This window comes from Neisseria sp. Marseille-Q2251, from assembly GCF_940793045.1.
GTDB lineage: Bacteria > Pseudomonadota > Gammaproteobacteria > Burkholderiales > Neisseriaceae > Neisseria.
Genome location: NZ_CALNWV010000004.1, coordinates 46,215 through 70,926 on the forward strand (window position 1 = coordinate 46,215; position 24,712 = coordinate 70,926).

The 24,712-nt window shown below is 50.9% G+C and carries 16 protein-coding genes; 5 read left to right on the forward strand and 11 right to left on the reverse strand.

Features of this window, described 5'->3' with window-relative positions; translation table 11 throughout:
- Positions 1 to 311 precede the first annotated feature (311 nt).
- Positions 312 to 1,070, forward strand: coding sequence for a carbonic anhydrase (cah, locus tag AAG834_RS02905; protein ID WP_342031189.1), 759 nt, complete (start codon positions 312 to 314; stop codon positions 1,068 to 1,070).
- Between the two features lie 132 nt (positions 1,071 to 1,202).
- On the opposite strand, the gene AAG834_RS02910 is transcribed toward cah, so the two are convergent.
- The 4 genes from AAG834_RS02910 to AAG834_RS02925 all read right to left on the reverse strand — a co-directional run bounded on the left by AAG834_RS02910 (position 1,203) and on the right by AAG834_RS02925 (position 4,983).
- Complete coding sequence (locus AAG834_RS02910; RefSeq protein WP_003765401.1) at positions 1,203 to 1,403, reverse strand: hypothetical protein; 201 nt, start codon at positions 1,401 to 1,403, stop codon at positions 1,203 to 1,205.
- Between the two features lie 438 nt (positions 1,404 to 1,841).
- Positions 1,842 to 3,383 (reverse strand): L-lactate MFS transporter, encoded by a 1,542-nt coding sequence (locus AAG834_RS02915; protein WP_342031190.1) that lies wholly within the window; start codon positions 3,381 to 3,383, stop codon positions 1,842 to 1,844.
- A 304-nt stretch (positions 3,384 to 3,687) separates the two neighbouring features.
- Positions 3,688 to 4,227, reverse strand: a complete 540-nt coding sequence (locus tag AAG834_RS02920) for a hypothetical protein (RefSeq protein WP_342031191.1) — start codon at positions 4,225 to 4,227, stop codon at positions 3,688 to 3,690.
- Positions 4,228 to 4,302: 75 nt separating this feature from the next.
- Positions 4,303 to 4,983 carry an energy-coupling factor ABC transporter permease gene (locus tag AAG834_RS02925; protein WP_342031192.1) on the reverse strand — a complete coding sequence of 227 codons (681 nt, stop codon included), beginning with the start codon at positions 4,981 to 4,983 and terminating at the stop codon, positions 4,303 to 4,305.
- 138 nt (positions 4,984 to 5,121) lie between these two features.
- On the opposite strand from AAG834_RS02925, the gene AAG834_RS02930 reads away from it, so the two are divergent.
- Positions 5,122 to 8,265: a DNA translocase FtsK gene (locus tag AAG834_RS02930; protein WP_342031193.1), complete on the forward strand. Its 3,144-nt coding sequence runs from the start codon at positions 5,122 to 5,124 to the stop codon at positions 8,263 to 8,265.
- Positions 8,266 to 8,462: 197 nt separating this feature from the next.
- The gene (greA, locus tag AAG834_RS02935; RefSeq protein WP_016686342.1) at positions 8,463 to 8,939 is read left to right on the forward strand and encodes a transcription elongation factor GreA; all 477 of its coding nucleotides are present in this window, start codon (positions 8,463 to 8,465) and stop codon (positions 8,937 to 8,939) included.
- A gap of 253 nt (positions 8,940 to 9,192) precedes the next feature.
- Here the strand turns inward: greA and AAG834_RS02940 are convergent, their stop codons facing one another.
- From AAG834_RS02940 to glgB, 5 genes are all read right to left on the reverse strand, one after another.
- Positions 9,193 to 11,679: a glycogen/starch/alpha-glucan phosphorylase gene (locus AAG834_RS02940; RefSeq protein WP_342031194.1), complete on the reverse strand. Its 2,487-nt coding sequence runs from the start codon at positions 11,677 to 11,679 to the stop codon at positions 9,193 to 9,195.
- A gap of 318 nt (positions 11,680 to 11,997) precedes the next feature.
- Complete coding sequence (glgX, locus tag AAG834_RS02945) at positions 11,998 to 13,998, reverse strand: glycogen debranching protein GlgX (RefSeq protein ID WP_315338825.1); 2,001 nt, start codon at positions 13,996 to 13,998, stop codon at positions 11,998 to 12,000.
- A 179-nt stretch (positions 13,999 to 14,177) separates the two neighbouring features.
- Entirely contained in the window at positions 14,178 to 15,233 is a 1,056-nt protein-coding gene (locus tag AAG834_RS02950; protein ID WP_342031195.1) for an HlyD family secretion protein, read from the reverse strand.
- Between the two features lie 20 nt (positions 15,234 to 15,253).
- Entirely contained in the window at positions 15,254 to 15,925 is a 672-nt protein-coding gene (locus tag AAG834_RS02955; RefSeq protein ID WP_342031196.1) for a TetR/AcrR family transcriptional regulator, read from the reverse strand.
- A 707-nt stretch (positions 15,926 to 16,632) separates the two neighbouring features.
- Positions 16,633 to 20,943, reverse strand: coding sequence for a 1,4-alpha-glucan branching protein GlgB (glgB, locus tag AAG834_RS02960; RefSeq protein WP_342031197.1), 4,311 nt, complete (start codon positions 20,941 to 20,943; stop codon positions 16,633 to 16,635).
- A 515-nt stretch (positions 20,944 to 21,458) separates the two neighbouring features.
- On the opposite strand from glgB, the gene AAG834_RS02965 reads away from it, so the two are divergent.
- The gene (locus AAG834_RS02965; protein WP_003761186.1) at positions 21,459 to 21,704 is read left to right on the forward strand and encodes a hypothetical protein; all 246 of its coding nucleotides are present in this window, start codon (positions 21,459 to 21,461) and stop codon (positions 21,702 to 21,704) included.
- A 58-nt stretch (positions 21,705 to 21,762) separates the two neighbouring features.
- Entirely contained in the window at positions 21,763 to 22,092 is a 330-nt protein-coding gene (locus AAG834_RS02970; RefSeq protein ID WP_003761187.1) for an NGK_0946 family protein, read from the forward strand.
- Between the two features lie 161 nt (positions 22,093 to 22,253).
- Here the strand turns inward: AAG834_RS02970 and nrdD are convergent, their stop codons facing one another.
- Together nrdD and nrdG are read right to left on the reverse strand one after the other, a co-directional pair.
- Positions 22,254 to 24,035 carry an anaerobic ribonucleoside-triphosphate reductase gene (nrdD, locus tag AAG834_RS02975; RefSeq protein WP_342031198.1) on the reverse strand — a complete coding sequence of 594 codons (1,782 nt, stop codon included), beginning with the start codon at positions 24,033 to 24,035 and terminating at the stop codon, positions 22,254 to 22,256.
- Between the two features lie 34 nt (positions 24,036 to 24,069).
- The gene (gene nrdG, locus AAG834_RS02980; protein ID WP_342031199.1) at positions 24,070 to 24,606 is read right to left on the reverse strand and encodes an anaerobic ribonucleoside-triphosphate reductase activating protein; all 537 of its coding nucleotides are present in this window, start codon (positions 24,604 to 24,606) and stop codon (positions 24,070 to 24,072) included.
- Between the last annotated feature and the right edge of the window lie 106 nt (positions 24,607 to 24,712).

Here is a 24,712-nt window from a genome sequence, read left to right on the forward strand (position 1 = left end):
GTCAGGCAAGGCAAAAGGTCGTCTGAAACCCAAATTCAGGTTTTCAGACGACCTTTTTCATAAGTCGGCTTTCCTTAAATTTTTAAGGGATGAAAAATAGGCATTTTCTATTTCAAATTATTATCAATTTTCAAAACGACAATATCGTTTTTTAAAAAATGAATTCGCCTTAACTTCATAGCCTTAACAGAATTAACCCAAGAAGGCTTGACCTAATGATTTAATATGGCTATGGTTAAATAAAAAATAACAATAATCTACATACGCACCGCAATGCTTTTTTCCCTCCTCCTTACAGAAAGGATATTGCAATGCCCTGCTTGAACCTCACTCTGCCTCGCCTGACTGTTTTCCTGCTGTCCACCTTCGCAGCATTCTCCGCCGCCGCACATGGAAACCACACCCATTGGGGCTACACCGGACACGACTCCCCCGAAAGCTGGGGCAGCCTGTCTGAAGAGTTCCGTTTGTGTTCCACAGGCAAAAACCAATCCCCCGTCAACATCACCGAAACCGTCTCCGGCAGACTGCCCGCCATCAAAGTCAATTACAAGCCGAGCGCGGTTAACGTGGAAAACAACGGCCACACCATTCAAGTCAACTACCCGGAAGGCGGCAATACCCTCAGCGTGAACGGCCGCACCTACACCCTGAAACAATTCCATTTCCATGTACCCAGTGAAAACCAAATCAAAGGCCGCACCTTCCCAATGGAAGCCCACTTCGTCCACCTAGACGAAAACCGACAGCCTTTAGTATTGGCAGTATTGTACGAAGCCGGCAAAACCAACGACCGCCTCGCGCCTATATGGAACGTGATGCCGATGAAAGAAGGAAAGGTAAACCTCGACAAAGCCTTCGACGCCGGCACCCTGCTGCCGAAACGGCTGAATTACTACCGCTTTGCCGGTTCGCTGACCACGCCACCATGCAGCGAAGGCGTATCGTGGCTGGTATTGAAAACCTACGATCACATCGATCAGGCGCAGGCAGAAAAATTCACCCGCGCCATCGGTTCGCACAACAGCCGCCCCGTCCAGCCGCTTAACGCACGCGTTGTCATCGAATAAACAGTAAAGCCGTAAACAAAAAGGTCGTCTGAAAAACCAAATTTAGGTTTCAGACGACCTTTTTACATGATGGTCTAAGGTTTCAGAACACCGAATCCACCGTATATCCGAAGGAAGAATCGTAATGCAGCATCAATCATCAGGATGAAACCTTGCCGCTTCGCGTTCTTTCATAGCAGTCTCCTTATCCTTCAATTTTGCCCCCAAGCCCAAGCGTTTTTCATATTCCGATTGCGGCGTGCCGTCCTCCTGCATACCAAATGCGCTGGCATTCACCCAAAGCGCAAGGACGGCAACTACGAAAGCAAAAAATCCTACGATATACCAAAACATTTCTTTTCCTATCATGGGTCAACAAACGGGAAGAAGACAGATTTCCCGTTTGACCGGCAGCTTGCTGCGGTTTGTGAAGGCAAAAATGTATCACAAATCCGGTCCGGTATAAATTGCCGATTTGCCCTGCGATACTTCGTGCAAACCTTATCTCAATCGGCATTGCACACTAATGCTTTTACCAATCAGACGGTTATAAAAATATAGTGGATTAACTTTAAATCAGTACGGCGTTGCCTCGCCTTAGCTCAAAGAGAACGATTCTCTAAGGTGCTGAAGCACCAAGTGAATCGGTTCCGTACTATCTGTACTGTCTGCGGCTTCGTCGCCTTGTCCTGATTTAAAGTTAATCCACTATAAAAGCCGGTCTTTCCGCTCAGAGGTCGCCTGAAAACCCATATCTGCATTTCAGACGACCTAACGTCGGCATCCGAAAGCCTAACGGAACAAATCCAATGCCTTGACGAACACCATCACCACGCCGTAAGCCAGCGGGACGCCGACCAACGTCCAACGCCACCAAACCGAAAAACCGCCTGCCGCAACTTTTTCCTGCAACAAGTAGGCATCGGAAACAGCAGTTTCGTCATCGGGATTGCCGCTGTGTGCCGCTGTTTTGATGTCGGTTTCGTGGTGTTTTTCATGAACTGATCTGACGGCAAGGTTGCACAGCAAACCGACAATCAACAATCCCGCCATGATATACATGGTAACGCCGTATGCCTGTGCGGCGGGAACACCGCTGTCGATTTGGCTTTGGCGGATGTAGTTCACCAAAACCGGACCGATCACGGCGGCGGTTGACCACGCCAGCAAAATACGTCCGTGAATCGCGCCGACCTGATAAGTGCCGAACAAGTCTTTCAAATAAGCCGGAATCGCGGCAAAACCGCCGCCATACATGGAAATGATGACGCAGAATCCAATAATGAACAAAGCCTTGTTTCCACTCTCGCCAATAGACGGAACGGCAAAATACAGCAGCGAACCGAGTACGAAAAAAATGGTGTAGGTATTTTTACGTCCGAGTTTGTCGGAAACGCTGGACCATAAAAACCGCCCGCCCATATTGAACAGGCTCAAAAGGCTGACGAAACCTGCTGCCGCCCCCGCGCCGATTGCCGCTTGTTTGCCGACCGATGCCTCTGAAAACAGCTCCTGAATCATGACCGAAGCCTGCCCCAAAACGCCGATGCCGGCAGTCACGTTCAGGCACAATACCCAAAACAACAGCCAAAATTGCGGCGTTTTCATCGCTTGGGAAACATTGACATGATTGCTGCTGACCAGCTTGTTTTTGACTTTCGGCGCGACATAGCCTTCAGGTTTCCAACCCTCCGCCGGCACGCGGATGGTGAATGCGCCGAACATCATCAACACAAGGTAAAACAGTCCCAGCACGACAAAAGTCGGTGCGACGCCGACCGACACGTCGTCTGAAAACGCATTCATCAACGATACGGACAACGGCGAAGCAAGCATCGCACCGCCGCCAAACCCCATGATCGCCAAACCCGTCGCCATACCCGGTTTGTCGGGAAACCACTTCATTAAAGTGGACACCGGGCCGATATAGCCTAACCCCAAGCCGATGCCGCCGATCACGCCGTTGCCCAAATACAGAAGAAACAGATTATGCGTAGTGACGCCGAGTGCCGACACAAAAAATCCCAAGCTAAAACAGCACGCCGCGACAAACATCGCCTTGCGCGGGCCGACACGCTCCATCCAAGTACCGAACAACGCAGCAGACGCGCCCAACATGGCCAGCGCGATACTGAAAATCCAGCCCACAGTCGTCAGCTTCCAATCTCCGGCTGCAGATTCGGTAATGCCGATAAGCTTGGTCAGCGGCGCGTTAAACACGGAATACGCATAAATCTGCCCGATGGCAAGATGCACCGCCAAAGCGGCAGGCGGCACCAGCCAACGGTTGAAACCCGGTTCGGCAATCGTCGCCTCACGGTCTAAAAATTTCATAAAAGCCTCTTGATGTCGAATGAAAAACAGCGTTCTCCGCGAGGAAAACGCCTTAAATTGTTGACAATATTGTACCACGCTTTCATCTAAACTTTACTCCGCTTAACATGAGTTTTTTGAGCAGAAAAAAGAAAAATCATTCATAAACAACGAGGATTTGAAAACGATTTGATGACATCCGTAGCTTGGATTTTCATATCTCAGATAAAAGGTCGTCTGAAAATTGGTTTTCAGACGACCTTTTATGTTGAATCACAGAATAAGCGACAGTGGCTTCGAAAGAGAACTGATGAAATAGTAATATTCAGCTGTTAGACGTTGTCTTAGTATCAAAATATCTATAAGGGTAAGAAGAGAATAAATTATCATGTATCGAATTTACCGTATCTTCAAATTGTTTTTGGCTGATTTCGTCTATTATGCCATTATTTAAATCAAGATATCTCTCTAACTCACGGTATAAAAGGGATAATTGTAGAAATTCTAAAAAATTTATTCTCAAACTCATGAAATTATCTATTTGATAATCCCCTGAATCATGATCATAAAAGAAGATTGAGCCATCCAGCTTATTTATGAACCAACCATCTCCTTGTCCTGAATAGCCAATCATCCAGAATACCTTACTACATTCAGAATAATTATTTTCTAAATATCCATTTTCATTTAAGGAATCTTCATATCCATATATGATTACATCAGGAGTAATTTCCATACCTTTAAATCGAACCAAAAATGATAAATATGACTCGTTTAAGTTAGGCAATTTCCCTAAATTAGTGACAATATTCGCCCGAATTTCAAAATTACTAAAAATGTCTCTATCTGTTTTTAGGCTAAACATAAATATTTCTTCTTTACCTAATTGTTATTAAAATAGATTATAGGGATACATATTAACCAATCGACCTTTTACGGTTTACCAAATTTTATTGCTGGATTTCAAATATCGGTTGTCGTCAAAAGTATTAATCCATTGCGGTCTGAGTGCGATAAAAATGGCGGTAGTGATGCCGCTGAGGAAGGCCTCCGCCCAGGCGATCAGGATGAAAATAGGAAAGGCGGTGGTCCAAAGTACGGAGGTTGGGAAGGCATGACTGATATCCAAAACGCTGACCAGTACCAGTCCGGTCAGCATCATGCCTACGGCGGACGCAATGAAGCCGTTGACAAAAATGAAGATAAAAATATTCGCGGGAAGACGGTTGACCAAGCAGCAAGAGAGCTGATTAACAATGAGCGGTGGTAAGAGCAAAGCGAGGGCGTTGACGGGATAGGCGTATCCGTCGCCGCCGTTGAACAATAAAAGATAAGGAAGAAGCAAAGCCGAACCCAGCCATAATGCGGCGGGTGCGCCAATCATTAAGGCAACCAAATTCATGGCAAGCAGGTGGTAGCTCATTTGCGCGAGCTGCCCTTCGTCAGTCATTGCATTCAGGCACCATGCAGTCGTCAGTATCAGGGCGGAGAGGATGAAGGCGGAATGGTGCTTCTGCATGGATTGCCATGCCGGACGCGCGCAAGCGAGAAGCAGAATGGACAATAGCAGCCAAGCGGCGATTAAAATCGAACTGGAGAACCATGCGGCTTGAAAATTCATACGAAACCAGACCGAGAGTAAATATTCAGACGACCTGCATTATACTCCGCAGGCGAAATTCGCTGCGGACTTGTTTTGTTTAGTGCTGAAACACGCTAAAATAACGACCTTTGCCGTTTATTTCAAGGGAAACAGCGAATGTTTTGGACAGTGCTGATTATCATTTTATTGTGTGCCATTTGCGGCGTATTTTGGCTGCACAGAAAACAAGAACGTGAGTGGCAGCATGAATTGGCGCGCTTAGAGCGCGGCTTGCAAGAGGGCACATATATTCCTCACGATCAGGATGCTGATTCTCCACATCAATTTTCGGAAGATGCCAAAGCGGCATACGGAAAAACCATCGCACGTCTGCGCCTGATGGCGGCGCGTTACACTCCGCAGCAAGAGCAATTAACAGAACAACCGGTAAACACCGAAAATGAAGAAACTGAAGCCGGTATGTCTGATATAGCGGATTTCTTTGAAAGCCAAGAAGCAAAACACGAATATCATCAAGATGCCGATATCGAAGGGTCGTCTGAAAATCCGTCTGCAGAGTCTGTTCAATTATCCGAACCCCGCCAACACCACGCATCCTTAAGAAAAGATGCACCATATATCGTTCCTTTCGTTGAAACCGAAGAGCCTGAATATATTCCCCGTATCGTTAAAGACGAAGGCTTTGAAGAAATTACTCTGGAAGAAGCAACCCGTTCACTCAATGAAGCGGCATTGCAGGAATGGGAAGAACAGCAGACCGTAAGCCATCCTGTTGAGGATTGGAATGACGATGAAGAGGCAATTCAGCTCATCCGTGCCTCGGTTACACCGATGAAAGGTTTGCAGATTATCGATTTCAACGATCCCGTATTGCGCCGAACCCGCGAGCGCGTCATGGCGGGCGTCAACGGCATTCAAATCCCCAAAGCCAGCGCGCCGCATATCGAAACCGTGCAAACCGCGCTGCGCACGGCGGAACGCGAAGCCATTTTGCCTGTCGTTGACAATCTGGATAGCCGTGCAGAGATTGATGTGACGGACATTCGGAACACACTTGCTCGAAGTACGGCAGCACGCCAGCGCCTTGCCGCCGCTGTTGCGCCTGTGCGCGATTTCCAGCCGCAAATCATTCAAAACGATGAAATTTTGGCAAACCTGATTCCTGCAAGCCGCCGACGGACGGTCCGCCATGCTGAAGCGGCGGCGGAAAAACTGGCGCGCAAGCAGCAATCTGCTGCCGCGCAGGTGAAATTGTCGGAAGAAGCCGATCTGCGGCCTGAGCAAACGGTTGAGCGTTCCGTCACACGCAAACCGCTGTTCCCGCCTAAAACGCTTCGCACCGAACCTGTCGCTCCGCCAAAAGAAAAAGCAGTCTATATTTCAAGACAGCCCGCCCCTACCGCAACCGTAGTCGAGCCGCCCGAAGTGCCGACCGTTACCCCGACGCCAATCGATATCCCGACGCCGCCGAGCTTTACGCTGCCACCTGTTGCGCCTGAAATCGTCGATCCTCCGGTAGCGCGCCCCGCTTGGGAAATCCCTGCTTTCCATTCTGAAGTCAATGCGCATGTCAGCGATAATCCTGTCCGCTCGATTCATGATTACTTAATCAGTGAATCCGAAACGGAGGATGAAGTCGCAGACGGAAATGTACAGAGAAATGCTGAAACCGAATCCGCCCATACGGAAGATGCGGAAATTTCTGCTTTTGAACATCATCAGTCGATACATCATGCCGATCTTGCGACGGGTTATGCTGCCGATGATGCTGATTCAGAAGAAGAGAGCGGGGCGTTTTACAAGTTTTCAGACGACCTGAAGTACCCACTGCCAACCACAGACTTGCTCCTTCCGCCCCAATTCGACCCGGCTGCCACGCAGACCGAAGAAGAATTGTTAAACAACAGCATCACCATCGAGGAAAAGCTGGCGGAATTTAAGGTCAAAGTCAAAGTCGTGGATTCCTATTCCGGTCCTGTGATTACGCGTTACGAAATCGAACCTGATGTCGGTGTGCGCGGTAATTCAGTCATAAACCTTGAAAAAGACCTCGCCCGTTCGCTCGGCGTTGCCTCTATCCGCGTCGTCGAAACCATACCCGGCAAAACCTGCATGGGCTTGGAGCTGCCGAACCCGAAACGCCAAATGATACGCCTGAGTGAAATTTTCAATTCGCCTGCGTTTGCCGAATCCAAATCCAAGCTGACGCTCGCGCTCGGTCAGGACATTACCGGTCAGCCCGTCGTTACCGACTTGGGCAAAGCACCGCATTTGCTGGTTGCCGGTACGACCGGTTCGGGTAAATCGGTCGGCGTTAATGCCATGATTTTATCTATGCTCTTCAAAGCGACGCCTGAAGACGTGCGCATGATTATGATCGACCCGAAAATGCTGGAATTGAGCATTTACGAAGGCATTCCGCACCTGCTCGCACCTGTCGTTACCGATATGAAGCTGGCGGCCAACGCGCTCAACTGGTGCGTCAACGAAATGGAAAAACGCTATCGTCTAATGAGTCATGTAGGCGTTCGTAACCTTGCAGGCTTCAATCAAAAAATCATGGAAGCTGCCGCAAAAGGCATGAAAATTGCCAACCCGTTCAGCCTGACGCCTGATGATCCCGAACCTTTGGAAAAACTGCCGTTTATCGTCGTCGTGGTTGACGAATTTGCCGATTTGATGATGACCGCAGGCAAGAAAATTGAAGAACTGATTGCCCGTCTCGCCCAAAAAGCCCGCGCTGCCGGCATCCATTTGATTCTTGCCACACAACGCCCGAGCGTCGATGTCATCACAGGTCTGATTAAAGCCAACATCCCGACACGCATCGCATTCCAAGTATCCAGCAAAATCGACAGCCGCACAATTATCGATCAAATGGGGGCAGAAAGCCTTCTTGGACAAGGCGATATGTTGCTTCAACTGCCTGGTGCAAACTATCCTCACCGCATCCACGGAGCATTCGCTTCAGACGACGAGGTTCACCGGGTAGTCGCATATCTGAAACAATTCGGCGAACCGGATTACATTGATGATATTCTGATGAGCGGCACAACCGACGATTTGCCAGGCATCAGCCGCAGTAGCGACAGCGAAGTTGACCCGATGTATGACGAAGCAGTCTCTGTCGTTCTGAAAACGCGCAAAGCCAGCATTTCTGGCATCCAGCGTCAATTACGCATCGGCTACAACCGCGCCGCCCGCCTGATTGACCAAATGGAAGCAGACGGCATCGTTTCGCCTGCCGAAACCAACGGCAACCGTACCGTTTTGGCACAAAGCAGCGAACATTTGGACTAAAGCCACACCAAAGCAGGAGAAAAGCCGATTGCCATTGCAGTTTCCCCTGATTTTGGTACAATACCGCCATTCATTCTTACACAGACAAGCCGCCGAGATTTAGGCGGCTTGTATTTTTATTTTCATTTTGCGGATTATATTTACCGCGTATTTACCAGGCAAAAGCAGCCCAAACGCTTTTGCGGAGAAGACAAACCATGCAAAAAATTCCATTGACCGCACGCGGCGCAGAATTGCTCAAACAAGAATTGCAACGCCTCAAAAGCGTCGCCCGCCCTGAAATCATCGAAGCCATCGCCGAAGCCCGTTCGCACGGCGACTTGTCCGAAAACGCCGAATATGAAGCCGCCAAAGAAAAACAAGGCTTCATCGAAGGCCGTATTTCCGAGCTGGAACACAAATTATCCATGGCGCACATCATTAATCCCGCAGAAATCCACGCCGAAGGCAAAATCGTCTTCGGTACGACCGTAACGCTGGAAGATTTGGAAACCGAAGAACACGTTACCTATCAAATCGTCGGCGAAGACGAGGCAGACATCAAAGAAGGTAAAATCTACGTTGGCTCCCCCATTGCCCGCGCCCTAATCGGCAAAGAGGAAGGCGATGTCGCCGAAGTACAGGCCCCCGGCGGCGTACGCGAATACGACATTATTTCGGTTCAATATATCTGATTGCTCCGAATTGCCTTGATATAGTGGATGGCGTTGCCTCGCCTTGCCGTACTATCTGTACTGTCTGCGGCTTCGTCGCCTTGTCCTGATTTAAAGTTAATCCACTATATAAAGAGAACCGAGGTCGTCTGAAAACCAAGGAAAATGGTTTTCAGACGACCCTTCTTACAGTATTCTCCTTGAACTAAGCCGTACAAGCAAAAACAGCCGATACTTTCCTGTATCGGCTGTTTCGTTTACTGCTTCATTCATATCAAACTAATTGGTGTTTAGGCAGCTCTTTCAAAGTCAGCGGCTCTATGTACCAGATATCGCGGCAGTAGTCGGCGATGGATCGGTCGGACGAGAAGAAGCCCATATTGGCGATGTTGATCAATGCGGATCTACGCCATGCGGCAACATCGCAGTAGTGTTCGTCCGCTTTGTATTGCGTGTCGATGTAGCTGCGGAAATCCGCCATCAGTTGATAGAAATCGCCGTAAGGTTGCAGGACATCGTTGTAGCGGTTCGGCTCTTCGGGGGAGAACGTGCCGCTGCTGATTTGGTTGACGACGCGGCGCAGGTCGTGATCGCGTTCGATGTAGCCCAGCGGGTCGTAGCCGTTGCGGCGGAGTTCTTCCACCTGCTCGACGGTGTTGCCGAAGATAAAGCAGTTGTCCGCGCCAACTTTTTCCAGAATTTCGACGTTCGCGCCGTCCAGCGTACCCATACAGAGCGCGCCGTTGAGGGCGAATTTCATGTTACTGGTGCCGGATGCCTCCGTGCCTGCCAATGAGATTTGTTCGTGCAAATCCGCGGCGGGGATGATAATTTGGGCGAGGCTGACGCTGTAATTCGGGATATAGACGACTTTAATCAAATCACGGATGCGTTCGTCGTTGTTGATGGTTTTCGCTACGTCGTTAATCAGGCGGATGATTTTTTTCGCCATGTAGTAAGCGGATGCAGCTTTACCGGAGAAGATGAAGACGCGCGGCTGCCAGTCGAAATCCGGGTTTTCCAAGATTTTGTTGTAGCGGTCGACGATGTGCATCAAATTCAATGCCTGGCGTTTGTATTCGTGGATGCGTTTGATTTGGATGTCAAACAGCGCGTCCGTGTTCACCTTGATGCCCAATTCGGTTTCGATGTATTTGGCGAGGCGTTCTTTAGCAGCTTTTTTCACTGCGCCAAATTCTGCCTGTACGTTTGCATCGTCAACTTTTTCATTGAGCTTGGTCAGATTGTCCAAATGCAGACGCCAGTCTTGTTCGCCCAAATGTTTGTCGAGGAAACGGGTCAACTCGGGGTTGGCGATGTTTATCCAGCGGCGTGGGGTTACGCCGTTGGTCACGTTAGTGAAGCGTTCAGGGAACACTTTGGCAAAGTCGGCGAAGATGGAAGTCGTCATCAGGTCGGAGTGGATTTTCGCCACGCCGTTGACTTTGTGCGAACCGATGACCGCCAACCATGCCATGCGGACGCGGCGGCCGTGGGTCTCATCAATGATGGATACGCGGCGAACAAAGTCGTCGTCAAAGTTGCCGATGGCGCGCAGGGCATTCAGGAAGTAGGCGTTGATTTCAAAGATGATGTCCAAATGACGCGGCAGCAGACGGCCCATCAAATCGACCGGCCAAGTTTCCAAGGCTTCGCTCATCAGGGTATGGTTGGTGTAAGAGAAAATCTTGCAGCACATATTCCATGCTTCGGTCCACGCGATGCCTTCTTCGTCAATCAAGATGCGCATCAGCTCAGGAATCGCCAGCACGGGGTGGGTATCGTTCAAATGGATGGCGACTTTGTCGGCAAGGTTTTTGATGCTGGGGAAACGGCATTTGTGGCGCGCCACGATGTCTTGTACGGATGCGGAAACCAGGAAATATTCCTGTTTCAGGCGCAGTTCGCGGCCGCTGTCGGTGGAGTCGTTCGGATAGAGGACGCGCGAGATGTTTTCGTCGCTGTTTTGCGCGCGGACGGCGGATGCGTAATCGCCGCGGTTGAAGTCTGCCAAGTCGAAGCGGTTACCGGCGTGTGCCGTCCACAGGCGCAACGGGTTGGCGATGTCGCCGCCGTAGCCGGGGATGATTTCATCGTATGCCATCGCGGAAATCTCTTCGCTCGGATGCCATTCTTTTTTGTCACCCATATTGATGACCTGTCCGCCGAAGCTGACGGCGTATTGTTTGTTCGGACGACCGATTTGCCATGCCAAATCTTGGTCGAGCCACAAATCTGGTTTTTCGACTTGCTGACCGTCCACGATTTCTTGTTTGAACATACCGTATTGATAGCGGATGCCGTAGCCCATGGCGGGAATACGCAAAGTGGCGAGCGAGTCGAGGAAGCAGGCAGCAAGACGACCCAAACCGCCGTTTCCCAAGCCGGGATCTTGTTCTTGTTCGCAGACATCGGCGAACTCTTTGCCCAATTGTTTGAACGCTTCTTCAAATTCGGCATAAACGCCTTCGTTAATCAAAGCGTTCACGAAGGCGCGTCCCAACAGGAATTCCATGGAAAGGTAGTAAACCATGCGTTTGCCGTTGTCGATGTGGGCGCGGCGGGTTTGCAGGAAGTCTTCCGCAATCAGGTCGCGCGCGGCGAGCATGGCGGCGTTGAGCCATTGGTGTTCGGTCGCTTCTTTCGGATCGACGCCCAAAATGAAAATCAATTTATAGACGATGGACTTGCGGATGGTTTCGGCATCCGGTTTCGGCATGACATAATCAAAACCTGAAATGGGTTGTTTTTTCTTAGCCATGATAGCCTTTCTCTGTTGAGGATGGGGTGATGAAGCGGGGAATTTATCGGTTTGTATAGTGGATTAACTTTAAACCAGGACGGCGTTACCTCGCCTTGCCGTACTATCTGTACTGTCTGCGGCTTCGTCGCCTTGTCCTGATTTAAATTTAATCCACTATATCTTCTGACGGTCTGAGGTCGTCTGAAAAACCAAATGCCTTTATTTTCCGTCAAGCAAAGTCAATCAAGTAAATTTATTACTAATTCTCAGTATTATAACTGATACAGCAGGAATGATAATATTTTGTTTTAAAAACATATAACTAATCACAAAGTATTATTTATCTGGCGATGCATCCGTACGATGCAAAACCCAGATGCCCATATGTTCGACTGTCAGTTTGCCGTCTTGATTATAATTAAACTTCTCAGATGGTACGCAAGAAAGCTGCCAACTTCCTTGAGGCAGGTTAAATAACTGTCGGCCACGTTTGGCGTTGACCAACAGTAGCCACTCATCGTCCAGCATAATTTGCATGGCTTTTGCGCCGCGATTGTGCCAACAAATCTCGCTCATCGGTTCGCCTTCTGCATTGAGCCAGCCGACACGCTCTTTTTCCCACCAGACGTCATCGCCGAGTAATTTAATTTCTTGACGCAGGCGGATTAAATCGCGCGTATAGTTTTGCAACGCTTCGTCCGCCTGATGCCAATCCAGCCAAGTAATCGGGTTGTCCTGACAATAGCTGTTGTTGTTGCCCTGTTGGCTGTTGCCAAACTCATCGCCCGCCAGCAGCATGGGTGTGCCATTGGCAAGGAACAGCGAAGTAAGCAAGGCTTTGGCGGTGTAGGAACGGTCTTCCAAAACCGCCGCATCTTCGGTTTCGCCTTCGATACCGTGGTTGTAGCTGATGTTTTCGTTATGCCCGTCGCGGTTGTCTTCGCCGTTGGCGTGGTTGTGTTTTTCGTTGTAGCTGACCAAATCACGCAGCGTAAAGCCGTCATGCGCGGTGATGAAATTGATGCTGGCAGAAGGATGGCGGCCGCTGTGGTTGAAAATATCAGACGACCCCGCCAGACGTTCGGCAAACGCGCCCAAATTGCCGCTTTCCCATACCCAAAATGCGCGCATATCGTCGCGGAAACGTCCGTTCCACTCGGCAAAAGGCTGCGGGAAATTGCCCAAGTGATAGCCGCCCTCGCCGATGTCCCACGCCTCGACAATCAGTTTGCAGCGTGCTAACACGGGGTCTTGGTACACCACCTGAAAAAAACGTCCGTAAGCCTGAAAATCGGGTTCGCGCCCCAATACCGTTCCCAAGTCGAAGCGGAAACCGTCCACATGAAACTCCTCCGCCCAATAGCGCAGGCTGTCCGCCGCCCAACGGGTTACGTCGCGGCGGACGATGTTCAGCGTATTGCCGCAGCCCGACCAATTTTCATAGCTGCCGTCGGGCTTCATCCAATACCATAAAGCATTGTCTATGCCGCGCTGGCACAACATCGGGCCTTTTTCGTCCTGCTCGGCGGTATGGTTGTACACGACATCCAAAATCACTTCCAAACCTGCTTGGTGCAAGGTTTTGACGGCTTGTTTGAACTCCTCCGCCGCGCGTTTGGCATCGGCGGCATAAGACGGCTCGACGGCAAAATGGGAGTAAGTGTTGTAGCCCCAATAATTGCTCAAGCCCATTTTTTGCAGGTGGTATTCGTCCAAATGCTGGTGTATCGGCAACAGTTCGACGGCGGTCACGCCCAAAGTTTTCAAATAATCAATCACGCGCGGATCGGTCAGCGCTTGATACGTTCCCGCGTGTTCCAAATCGGGAAACTGCTTGGTAAACCCTTTAATATGTGCCTCGTACACTATTGTCCTACCCCACGGATGGTTCGGACGGTGGTCGTCGCCCCAATCAAAATCATCATCGCCCACTACCACGCTTTTGGGCGCTATCGCCGCATTGTCCCGTCCGTCTTCCGGACGAAACCACGCCATTTCCTCATCATCCCGATAACTCGGCTTGCCGTCGATTTTTTTGGAATACGGGTCGATTAACAATTTGTTCGGATTGAAACACGAGCCGCTCGGCGCATCAGCGCGTCCGTAAACACGAAAACCATACCGCTGACCTGCCCCGACCTCCGGCACAAAGCCGTAAAACACCGATCCTCGCCGCGAAGGCATTTCCAAACGGGTTTCTTCTCCCTTGTCAAAGAGACACAGCTCGACTTTTTCGGCATGGATGGAAAACAGCGCAAAATTCGCTCCTTCCTCGGTCAGCGACACGCCCATCGGATAAGGCGCACCTTCTTCAATGCGCCATGGTTTGGTTTTCATTTTGTTTGTCCTGATTTGATGGAAACGCGTTTGGCGGCGTTTCCGGATATGCGTTCTTTTTATAGTGGTGGTACTCAAGTTAAAAGAGGTCGTCTGAAAAACGAAATCCCGTTTTCAGACGACCTCTTTTAGCCATAAACCTTTGTTTTCATATCAAGGCCGTCCGAATCCGTCAGATGCTAATTCGGCAACCTCACCGCCAGCTCGGCGGGCCATACCCCTTTGTCGTCGGTTTTCACAAAACCGTTGCCCGTCAGCCCACCTTTCAGCAGACGGTTGTATTTCACCGCCGTCTCACGCGGCACTTGCAATTTCACTTTAAACATCAGCTTCGCGCGTTCATCGACCGTTTCCACCGACTTGGGCGTAAACTGGGCGTCCGTCGCGATAAATTTGATTTTGGCGGGGAACACCGCATCAATGCCGTCCAAACGGATACGCGCATCGTCATTGACTTTCAGACGGCTCATGCTGTCGGTCGGCAGGAAAATATTCATCGAAACATCGGCAGGATCAAGCAGGCTGACCACTTTAGAACCCGCCGCGACCACGTTGCCTGCTTCCGCAATGGTGTATTCCACCCTGCCGGCTATCGGCGCGCGGATATTCATATCATCGTTGGCTGATGTGGCCGATTTGACTGCCGCCCTCGCCTGTTCGACACCGGCGCGTGCTTCTGCTTGTGCGGCGGCACTTTGCGCTACCGTCGCCTGCGCTTCGTCCCGCGCCGCTTCAGCCGCCTTGACCGCCGCAACAGCGCGCTCATAATCCGCCTGACGCTTGGTGACTTCCGATTGCGACACCAGCTGGTCGGCAAGCAATTTGCGCGCATTGTCCAGCTCCATTTTCGCCACGCGCAGCTGCTGCCTGTTCGCGTCTACATTCGCCTGCGCACGCGCAACCGTCTGCTTCATCTGCGCTTCGGCAGCTTTGGCGCGACCGACCGCCTCTTCTTGCCGCAATTCCGCCGCCCGCGCTTCTTCCAAACGGCTGTTGCTGGTTTCAGACGACAGTTCCGCCAGAATATCGCCCTCTTTCACATCTGCGCCCTCTTCCACCAATACTGCCTTCACCCGCCCCGGATACAGGCTGGCGACATCGATGCGGTTCAGTTCCAACCGCCCGTTGGATTGCGCAATCCATGCCGGTAGGGTTTCTTTTTGGTTTTGAAGGACATACCACACGCCGCCCGCAGCCAGCGCGACGGCAAGAGAAGCAATAACAGCTTTTTTCATGTTGCGTTACACCTTAATCGTCAAAACGGACGCGCCTTAGAGCGGTAATGCGGAAACAGCGCGGCAAACGCCCAATCTATCCTTTGGTGGATGGACGAATCGGTCAGCAAATCCTCATGCCGCCCGTTCATCTCATCGGTCAGTATCCCCAGCATCCGATAGCGCGTGTTCATAATCATCGGCGAGATGACCGCGCCGTTGAGAAACTCAAACTGATTAAACAGAGCCAATTCCGGCACATCCTCCCTGCCGTTGCACGCCTTAATATGCTGAATCATCCCGCAGGCAAGCATCTTATGCTGCTTTTTCAAAGCCTTGGTAATCAAATCCACGCCTTCTTCGCTGTCCAGCAGCATCCTGTGTATCCACGCCAAATGCTCGCGTATCGTCACCGCCAGCCGCCAGACAATCTGATACAGCCGCTCCGTATCTTCGATATTTTGGGCAAAATCGAACGACACCCGCCCTAAAGCCCGATTGCTGTATTCGATCAACATCGCCTTCACAAATTCGTCTTTATCGGCAAACATCTTGTTAAACGTTTCCAAATTCGAATTTAAATGCTCCGCGATCGCCTGCTCCGACAGCCGCTTGTAGCCGCATCTAGGATAAAAACAAATGCCTGCGGAAATAAATTGCGCACTGGTCACACCGTTCATTATCTTCACCTCATCTGCCTGTATTGTTGTCATAGGACAAATATCCAAGACCCAAATGAAACAAAAATCTTCTGAAATATCAGACCGCCTGCGGACGCTGCCGTCGCAAACCACGCCTCATCCCAAGCCGAGCCGATACAAATGCCAACCAACCGTTATTTTATCAAGCACGCAAAACGCCCCGATTCCGTCATCCAGTCTGTTTTTTTATTTCACTATATAACAAACCGCCCCCGCCTTCAATGCAAGCCATCTTCCAATTATCATTAAAATCCGATAGTTAAATTTGTTTTAAGAGGATATGGGTCGTCTGAAAAAACGGTTTCAGACGATTTGAAGAAAGCATCAATATAAACCAATACCCTTAAAACCCTGCATCGTTGAACTGCAAGCCTGACGGTTTGCCGCCATTCTTGCCCGAGTAACAACGGCTGAGCAAACATAAATGAAAATATAGTGGATTAAATTTAAACCAATACGGCGTTGCCTCGCCTTAGCTCAAAGAGAACGATTCTCTAAGGTGCTGAAGCACCAAGTGAATCGGTTCCGTACTATCTGTACTATCTGCAGCTTCGTCGCCTTGTCCTGATTTTTGTTAATCCACTATATCAGGACGAAACTTTATTCGTTCCCCCAAAAAATTTCAGACGACCCCTTCATCTCAAAAGGTCGTCTGAAACAGGCAAAGCGGTTGGTTTGAACTTGTTTTTCTATATTAAAAAACCAAGTTCAGTTCAAGCTTACGCTTCGCCTTCTACTTTATCGGCGTCCTCTGTTCCACTGGCTTCAGCATCTTTGTAGAGGTAAACCGTTGCCAGCGGCGGTACTTTGACGGCGAGCGAGTTGGGTTTGCCGTGCGACCAGATTTCTTCGGTTTGCAGGGTTTGTCCGGCGGATACGCCGCTGCCGTTGTAGCCGGGGTCGTCTGAATTGATGATTTCGCGGTATTCGCCGGCTTCGTTTACGCCGAAGCGGTAACTGTCGTGGACGACGGGCGTGAAGTTGCTGATGACGATGACGCGGTTGCCTTCGCGGTCGCGGCGTTCGAAGACAAAGACGGAATTGTTGCCGTCGTCGGCGACCAGCCATTCGAAGCCTTCCGGCCATTGGTCGAGCTGGTAAAGCGGCGCGGTGTCTTTATAGACGCGGTTCAAATCGCGCACGAAGTTTTGTACGCCTTTGTGCCAGCCGCCTTCTTGGTCGAGCAGGAACCAATCCAGTCCTTCGTTGTAATTCCACTCTCTGCCTTGCGCGAACTCGTTGCCCATAAACAGGAGTTTTTTGCCGGGGAAGCCGTACATGAAGCCGTAGTAGGCGCGCAGGTTGGCGAATTGCTGCCAGCAGTCGCCGGGCATCCTTCCGAGCAGCGAGCGTTTGCCGTGTACGACTTCGTCGTGCGAGAGCGGCAGGACGAAGTTTTCGCTGTATTGGTACATCATGCCGAAGGTCATTTTGTTGTGGTGGTATTTGCGGTTGATGGGGTCTTCCATCATGTAGCGCAAGGTGTCGTTCATCCAGCCCATGTTCCATTTGTAACTGAAGTTCAAGCCTTCTTGACGGGTTACGTTGGCGAACGAGGTGGATTCTTCGGCGATTTCGGTAGCGGAGGGGACAACCTCTTTCAGCATGGTGTTGGTATCGCGCAGGAAGGCGATGGCTTCGAGGTTTTCATGGCCGCCGTATTGGTTGGGTATCCATTCGCCGTCTTTGCGCGAGTAGTTGCGATAAATCATGGAAGCGACGGCGTCCACGCGGATACCGTCGAAACCGAAACGCTCTATCCAATACAAGGCATTGCCTTGCAGGAAGTTTTTGACTTCGTTCCTGCCGAAGTTGTAAATCAGGGTGTTCCAGTCTTGGTGGTAGCCTTCGCGCGGGTCGGCGTGTTCGTACAGCGCAGTGCCGTCAAACTTGGCAAGCCCGTGGTCGTCGGTCGGGAAGTGTCCGACCACCCAGTCGAGGATGACGCCGATGCCTGCATCGTGTGCGGCTTTAATCAGGGCGCGCAACTCGTCGGGCGAACCGAAACGGCTGGTCGGCGCATACAATCCGGTCGCCTGATAGCCCCACGAGCCGTCAAACGGGTATTCGGAAACGGGCAGGAATTCGATATGGGTGAAGCCCATGTCTTTGACGTATGTGACCAATTCTTTGGCGAGCTGTTCGTAAGTCAGCCAGAAGTTGTTTTCAGGATTGCGTTTCCACGAACCCAAATGCACTTCATAAATACTGATGGGCGCGTCAATGGCGTTGGCACGGGCGCGGAAGTCGGGTGTGTCCACTTTTTCCGGCAAACCGCGCACGACAGACGCCGTATTCGGACGCAACTCTGCGCCGAAGGCATACGGGTCGGTTTTTTGCCGTACATTGCCGTTGGCATCGCGGATTTCAAATTTGTAGAGGGCGTTGAGTTTGACGGTGGGGATGAAGATGTCCCAAATGCCGTTGTCGCGGTGGAAACGCATGACGTGGCGGCGGCCGTCCCAGTGGTTGAATTCGCCGATGACGGACACGCGCTGCGCGTTCGGCGCCCATACGGCAAAGCTCACACCTTTCACGCCGTCCACTTCGGCAAAATGCGCGCCTAAAGTTTCATAAGGACGCAGGTGTTTGCCTTCCGCCAGCAACCAAGAATCCATATCTTTCAAGGCGGAGCCGAAGCGGTATGGGTCTTCTTCGCGCACAGGCTCGGCATCTTCGGTATAACGGACGTTCAAAGCATAGTCGGGCGCGCCTTCGGGCAGCACGGCAACGAAGAATCCGCGTTCATCGACTTTTTCAGACGACGTAATCACCTCGCCGCTTTCACGGTTGACAATATCCACGCCCCAAGCGTTCGGAATCAGAGTCCGCACGACCTCGTCGCCTTCGACAAGGCGGTGTCGTCCCAAATAGGCGAACAAATCGCTGTGGGTGGCAAGAAACAGGCTTTCAACCGTGTCGCGTTCGACTTGGTCAAGCTCGTGATAAGGCTTCATCCGGCTGTTTTTCTTCATGCGTACCTCTCCAATCATGGCAAGTTGGCCGCCCATCAGGCGGTTGTGGGGAAAATCTTCAAGCGCGACGGGCATTTTGCGCGCCCAGTTGGGATAACCCTCGGAAACGCCCGGCACATTCAGGTTGTCGCTCATGCCCAGCAGGTTTTCCAGTTGCACCGCATACAGTTTGCTGCGGCTCATGGCGGCATACCGGTGCAAGGCGGTTAACAGCGTTTCATCAATTTCAGACGACATCTCGGCGTCGGCAGGCAGGCAGCCTGCGTGTTTCAACTTATCGAACAAATCCGCCTTATCGTGTTCGCGCGCTTCCAAGGTCGTCTGAAAAGTTTCCGCATCGGGAATCGTACCCAAGCGGAACATCAAATCCAAATCCTTGCCCGTCCAATAGCCTGCCAAGGGCGCGACATCGTGCGTACTGACCACCGTAATCGCCTGTTCGGGATATTCTTCGGGCAACTCAAAGCCGTGCCAGCCTTTGCTGAAATACACGACCTTATAAGAAAACACCTGATAGCGGTTCAGCAAATACCGCGCTTGGTCGGGTACCGTTCCCAAATCCTCGCCGATGACCACGCATTGATTCCGCCGGCTTTCCAAAGCCAGGATGGCAAACATCACATCTGCGTCGTAATGCACATACGCGCCAAAGTCCGCCGTCTTGCCCGCAACCCACCACAGACGGCACAAAGCCATCACATGATCGATGCGCAAGATGCCGTAAAGCCGCATATTTTCACGCAAAAGGCGGACGAACTTCTCATAGCCCGTGTGCTTCAACATCATCGGATTGAGCGGCGGCAAATCCCAGTTTTGCCCCGTCGGGCTGAATGGATCGGGCGGCGCACCGACCGCCATATCCATGCAGTAATCGGCGCGGTTAAGCCAAGTGTCCGCGCTGCCGCGTGCTACGCCGACCGCCAAATCGCCGTAAATCCCCAGCTTCACGCCGCGCGCCGCAGCCGCCTCGTTCACTTCGCGCAACTGCTCCGCGCAAAGCCATTGCAGCCACATATAAAAACGGATTTCGCGGCGATGACCCTGTGCAAATCTTTGAACTGCCTCACCATGCGGATCATGAAACTCCGCCGGCCAAGACAGCCAACCCACTTCGCCGGAGCGGTTGTAATACTGATCCAACGCCTCAAACAAACCGAAGCCTTCCAAAGCCCAGCCACGTTCTTCGACAAAGGCGTCAAATGCCGCCCGCTCTTGTTCGGCGGCTTCGCATCCGTCGTTTTCAAACGCGTCAAACGCCCTCTGCAAAGCATCGCGCTTGAACGCCCAAACCGCCGTATAAGCGACGGTTTCCGTAATCCGCAACGCCGCAATGCGCTGGCAGATATTCGGCTGCTTGAGCCAGTTTTTCAGCTTTTCGTTGTAAGTAAACGCGCCGACCTTTTCCATATCCAGATAAATCGGATTGAGCCATTCGCGCGAAGACGGGCTGTACGGGCTGGCAAAAGCAGGCTTGGCGCTGAAAAGCGCATGCAGCGGATTGATGCCGACGAAATCCAGTTGCTTATCCGCCGCAAACGCCATCAAATCCAGCAAATCGGTAAAATCCCCGATGCCCCAGTTCCGTTGCGAACGCAGGCTGTACAAATGCGTCGTCAGCCCGTTCATCCGCAAACCGCGCTCCAGCATTTTCGGCTGATAAACCGATTGCGGCGCAACCACCAGCCGTACCTTGCGAACAATGCCTTCCACTTCCGCAGACAAAGTGTAATAGCCGCAAGCCAAAGCCGGCAGCGCAACCCAGAGCACGCCGTCTTCGCCATGGTTCAACGCCAAAACCTGCCGTCCGCCCGCTTCGTCTTCCAAGCAAATTTCAGCCGCGCCATAAAACTCAGCAGGAAGTTGTAAAGATTCCCGACCGTTTTCATGCGCAACCAAAGTATCCGTATAAAGGTCGTCTGAAAAACCGTCCTGCTGCAAAGCCTTAACAATCCCTTCCAAAACCTCGGGCTTGGTCGCATGATAAATTCCACCGATGTCGTGGAAACCCAAATCAATACCCAAGCTCGCAGCCTGCTCTTCCAAATGTTCGCTCATGACACAATTCGCCTATTTACAATAAACCGAATCTTAATATAAATAAGATTGAATGTTTCCCATAATTCAGAGAAAACAACCGTTCAGACCAGAATTTCCCTGCTTAGTTTGACTTATCCCAAAATTTTGATTGATGACTCTAAAGACATGCTGACAAAACGGCGGGAAAATTTCTATTATCATAATATTCTAAATAGCAGCCATCTTTTTCGTTGTTTCAGCAGCAAACCTAAGTATTTCTCATTTAATCTCTGAAATTCGTTTTTCGTAAGATTTAAATAAGTTTTCCAAGTAATAATTTATCGAGGAACTTCTATAAAACCCAATATTGTCATACAGTTTCATTGCAAAAAACGATTTGATTTGTTTCTTTCATATATGAAATAAATTCCAAAACATTCGTTAACATACTTTTTTGAATTACGACAGAAGTTTTAACTTGTAAATTCCATAAGATTAAAATAATATACAGAAAATTTTTCACCAGCCCTTCTTTTCATCTGAGATTATTACCTATGTTAAAACAAGCTATTTTACTGACTGCTCTGATTGGTGCGCTTACCGGCTGTACTTACGGCCATATGCACTACTCACCATCCTATGAACAAGAAGCCACCATGCGTGCCGACTCCCGCCGCGTTCAAGCTGACGAACGTGCAGAGCGTGCAGAGCGCCGCCGCGAACGCCGTCAAGAAATGATGGACGAAGCCGACGCTATCAACCGCGCCAACCGCAACAACCGCATCTACATCCTTCACTGATCACCGGTCCTTACGGATTATTGGATTCCTAATACTTATATTTCAAACAGGTAACATCATGAAAAATAAAATCGCAGCCCTGCTCCTGACTTCTTTCGTTATTACCGGTTGCTCTGCCCCCGGAGGCTCCGTAGGCGATTTGGCTATCGGTAGCGACTCTGCAGCCATCAAAGCAGGCCGCAACCGCGAATCTGCACAACTCTCCCGTGCCGAGCTGGAACAACACCGCCGTCAACGTACCAACGTTTCAGAAGAGCTGGCATTGGAACGTGAAAAACGCCAAGACAAACGTGACCAAGTCAACGGCGCAATGGGTACGGCAGCCAATGCAGTCGGCTTGATCGGCGGTATCGCAGGTACTGCCGCTCTGATCAAAGCTTGGTTCTAATTTAGCAGGTATTCGTAAAAACGACCGGTACGGCGTATCGGTCGTTTTTCTTATTCTCTGCTTCAAACTCGTTCATCCCGAATAAAGTCATAGACAAAACCCAAAAGGTCGTCTGAAACTTGAAACCCAAGTTTCAGACGACCTTTATCTATTGAATACCATCAAGCCGCTTTACGGTGGTAGTGCCGCAGCGCATGTTCTTTGCGACGACCGCTACTGAAGGCGGATACGCGTTTCAGATAACCAATAACGCGGGTGCCGTAGTCGATGTCGTGACTGCCACAGGCGGAGCAGGCATGCAGGGTGCGTTTGTCGATATGACCGCATTCGTTGCAGATGGTGATGCGCACGTTCACGCAGAAGTAGTTGCAGCCGGTTTGTGCGGCGATGTCCAACAGCGAGCGGTAGCCGGTTTCGGGCAGGGCTTCGTCAAGGTTCAGGTGCAGCGCAGAGCCGCCGTCGAGCCAGTCCACCAGTTCTTTGCCGTGCAGCAGGAATTTGTCGAGCGCGTTGATTTCTTCGTCTTCGACGACGTAGAAATAGGAGTTGTAGCATTCGCGACTGACTTTGTAGCCGTCGGCTTTGTCCCATTTGGCGTTTTTCACGCCGAGGTTTTCGGCGGGAACAAACTCGGTGTTGAACTTCACGCCGTAGTGTTTGCTGGCGGCTTGGTTGGCTTCGAATATGGTTTTCAGACGACCTTGGACAAAGTTGATGTAATCGTCGTTGTAGCCGACTTTGATGCCTTGCGATTCGGCGGCTTCCGCCATACCGTTGATACCGATGGTGAGGAATTGTTTGTCCAGCGTGATGAAGCCTGCATCATAAACGGGCAGCATTCCGGCGGCTTGGTATTCTTCCATCAGTTTGCGGTAGGCGTATTGGTATTTGTGGATTTTGGCGACTTCGGCGGCAAGGTCGCGCCCGTCTTGTTCCAGCCGGTTCATGTTGATGGTGATGACGTTGATGGAACCGGTCGCCACGCCACCCGCGCCGAGGGTATAGCTAAAAGTGCGGTCTTCGATGGCGTTACGCAGACGGCAGCAGGAAGCCAACGAGTCGGGATTATCGGAAAGATAAACGAAGAAGGAATTGCCTTCCGCCAACTCTTTCGCCATTTCGTCGGCAAACACGGTGTCTTTGCATTTGCCGCCGTCGGTCAGCATCGCGGCGGTCACGACGGGGAAAGTCAAAACGGCTTTGGTGCGTTCCTGATTGAACCATTTGAGGAAGAAGTTTTGCAGCTTCGCCACTCTCGCCCACACCGGTTTGCTGAAATCGGGGAAGACGAAATCGCCGAACATCGCATCGAAATAATATTGATCGTAAACGGAAATATTCCAAAATACGCTCTGATAGCCGCGCGCGGCAGCGGGCTGGTTGATGCTGTACACCACCTGCTGCATATGGTTGGCAATTTCTTTGCCGTGGGTTTCCAAATAATCATCACCGTAGTCTTTGCGGGCGAAGTAGTCGAAATAAGTCAGAAATTCCACCGTCGCCACCGCGCCGGCAAACTGCGCACTGATGGCAAACACCAGGTTGATAAACGAACCGCAAAACGATGCCAGATGCTGCGGCGCCTTGGATTCGCCGCCGAGTTTGCTTAAGCCGTCGAGCAGGAAGGGATACAGCGTAACCGACACACAATAAGGCTTGAGGCTGGTTTCGTCGTGCACATAAATCTCATGCGCCTCAATCTGGCGGATGTATTCGTCGGCAACGGATTGGTCGAAAATTTCGGCGATTTTGCGCGACACTTGGGCGCGGTTAATCTGCACGAAAAAGTCTTTCATGATTTCCGCTTCCATCGTGGCGATGTTTTTCTGGGTAACGTTGGCGTTGGCGTCCATTTTCGAACCGTCCGCCGCGTTTTGCGCACTGATGTAGTCGTGCATGAATTGCAGTTTGCCGTTTAACTGTTCGGGATGCAGCCGAATCATGTTAAGTCCTCCTGTGTGGGTTGGATAAAAAGCCTCAGGCCGTCTGAAAAGCCGCTGCCTGCGGCTGAGTTGTAATCGGGATAATTTTGGGCGCGGGTTGGTCTTTGATAAACAAGCGGTTCAATACCTCGCCCGTGCGCAAATCGATAAATTTCTGATTGGTTGTCGGGCTGTCCAAGCCGCCCAGCTCCATCTGCCAGCGGCCGGTTTTCAGATACGTCAGATAAGGCAGGATGCCGTCTGAAACCGCTTCCAGCTCCTCACGCTCCAGACCGGTGTACAAACAGGCTTGCAAACCCGCCTGCGTCACGATGCCCAACATTTTCTGCAAGGCTTCCGGCTGCCATTCCCCGCCCATAAACAACACGCAGCTAATCAACCCGCGATAGCGTTTCAGACGACCTCTCAAATAATCCTCAGTCAATTCCGTGCCGATACCTTCTTTCCACGCATCGGCACTGTGGCAACCCTTGCAGCGCAGCGGGCAGCCTGAAAACAAAAACGCCAGCGACACTTCGCCCGGCACTTCCTGCCATACGATTTGCTCGATTGTGAATTTCAACGCCGCCATGACTTGCTACTCATAAATACAATATATGGTGCAAATTAAATCATAAGAACACAAGATATGGTATTTTTATTTAACAATGCAACAAACCGATACGATAGTTTTTGAT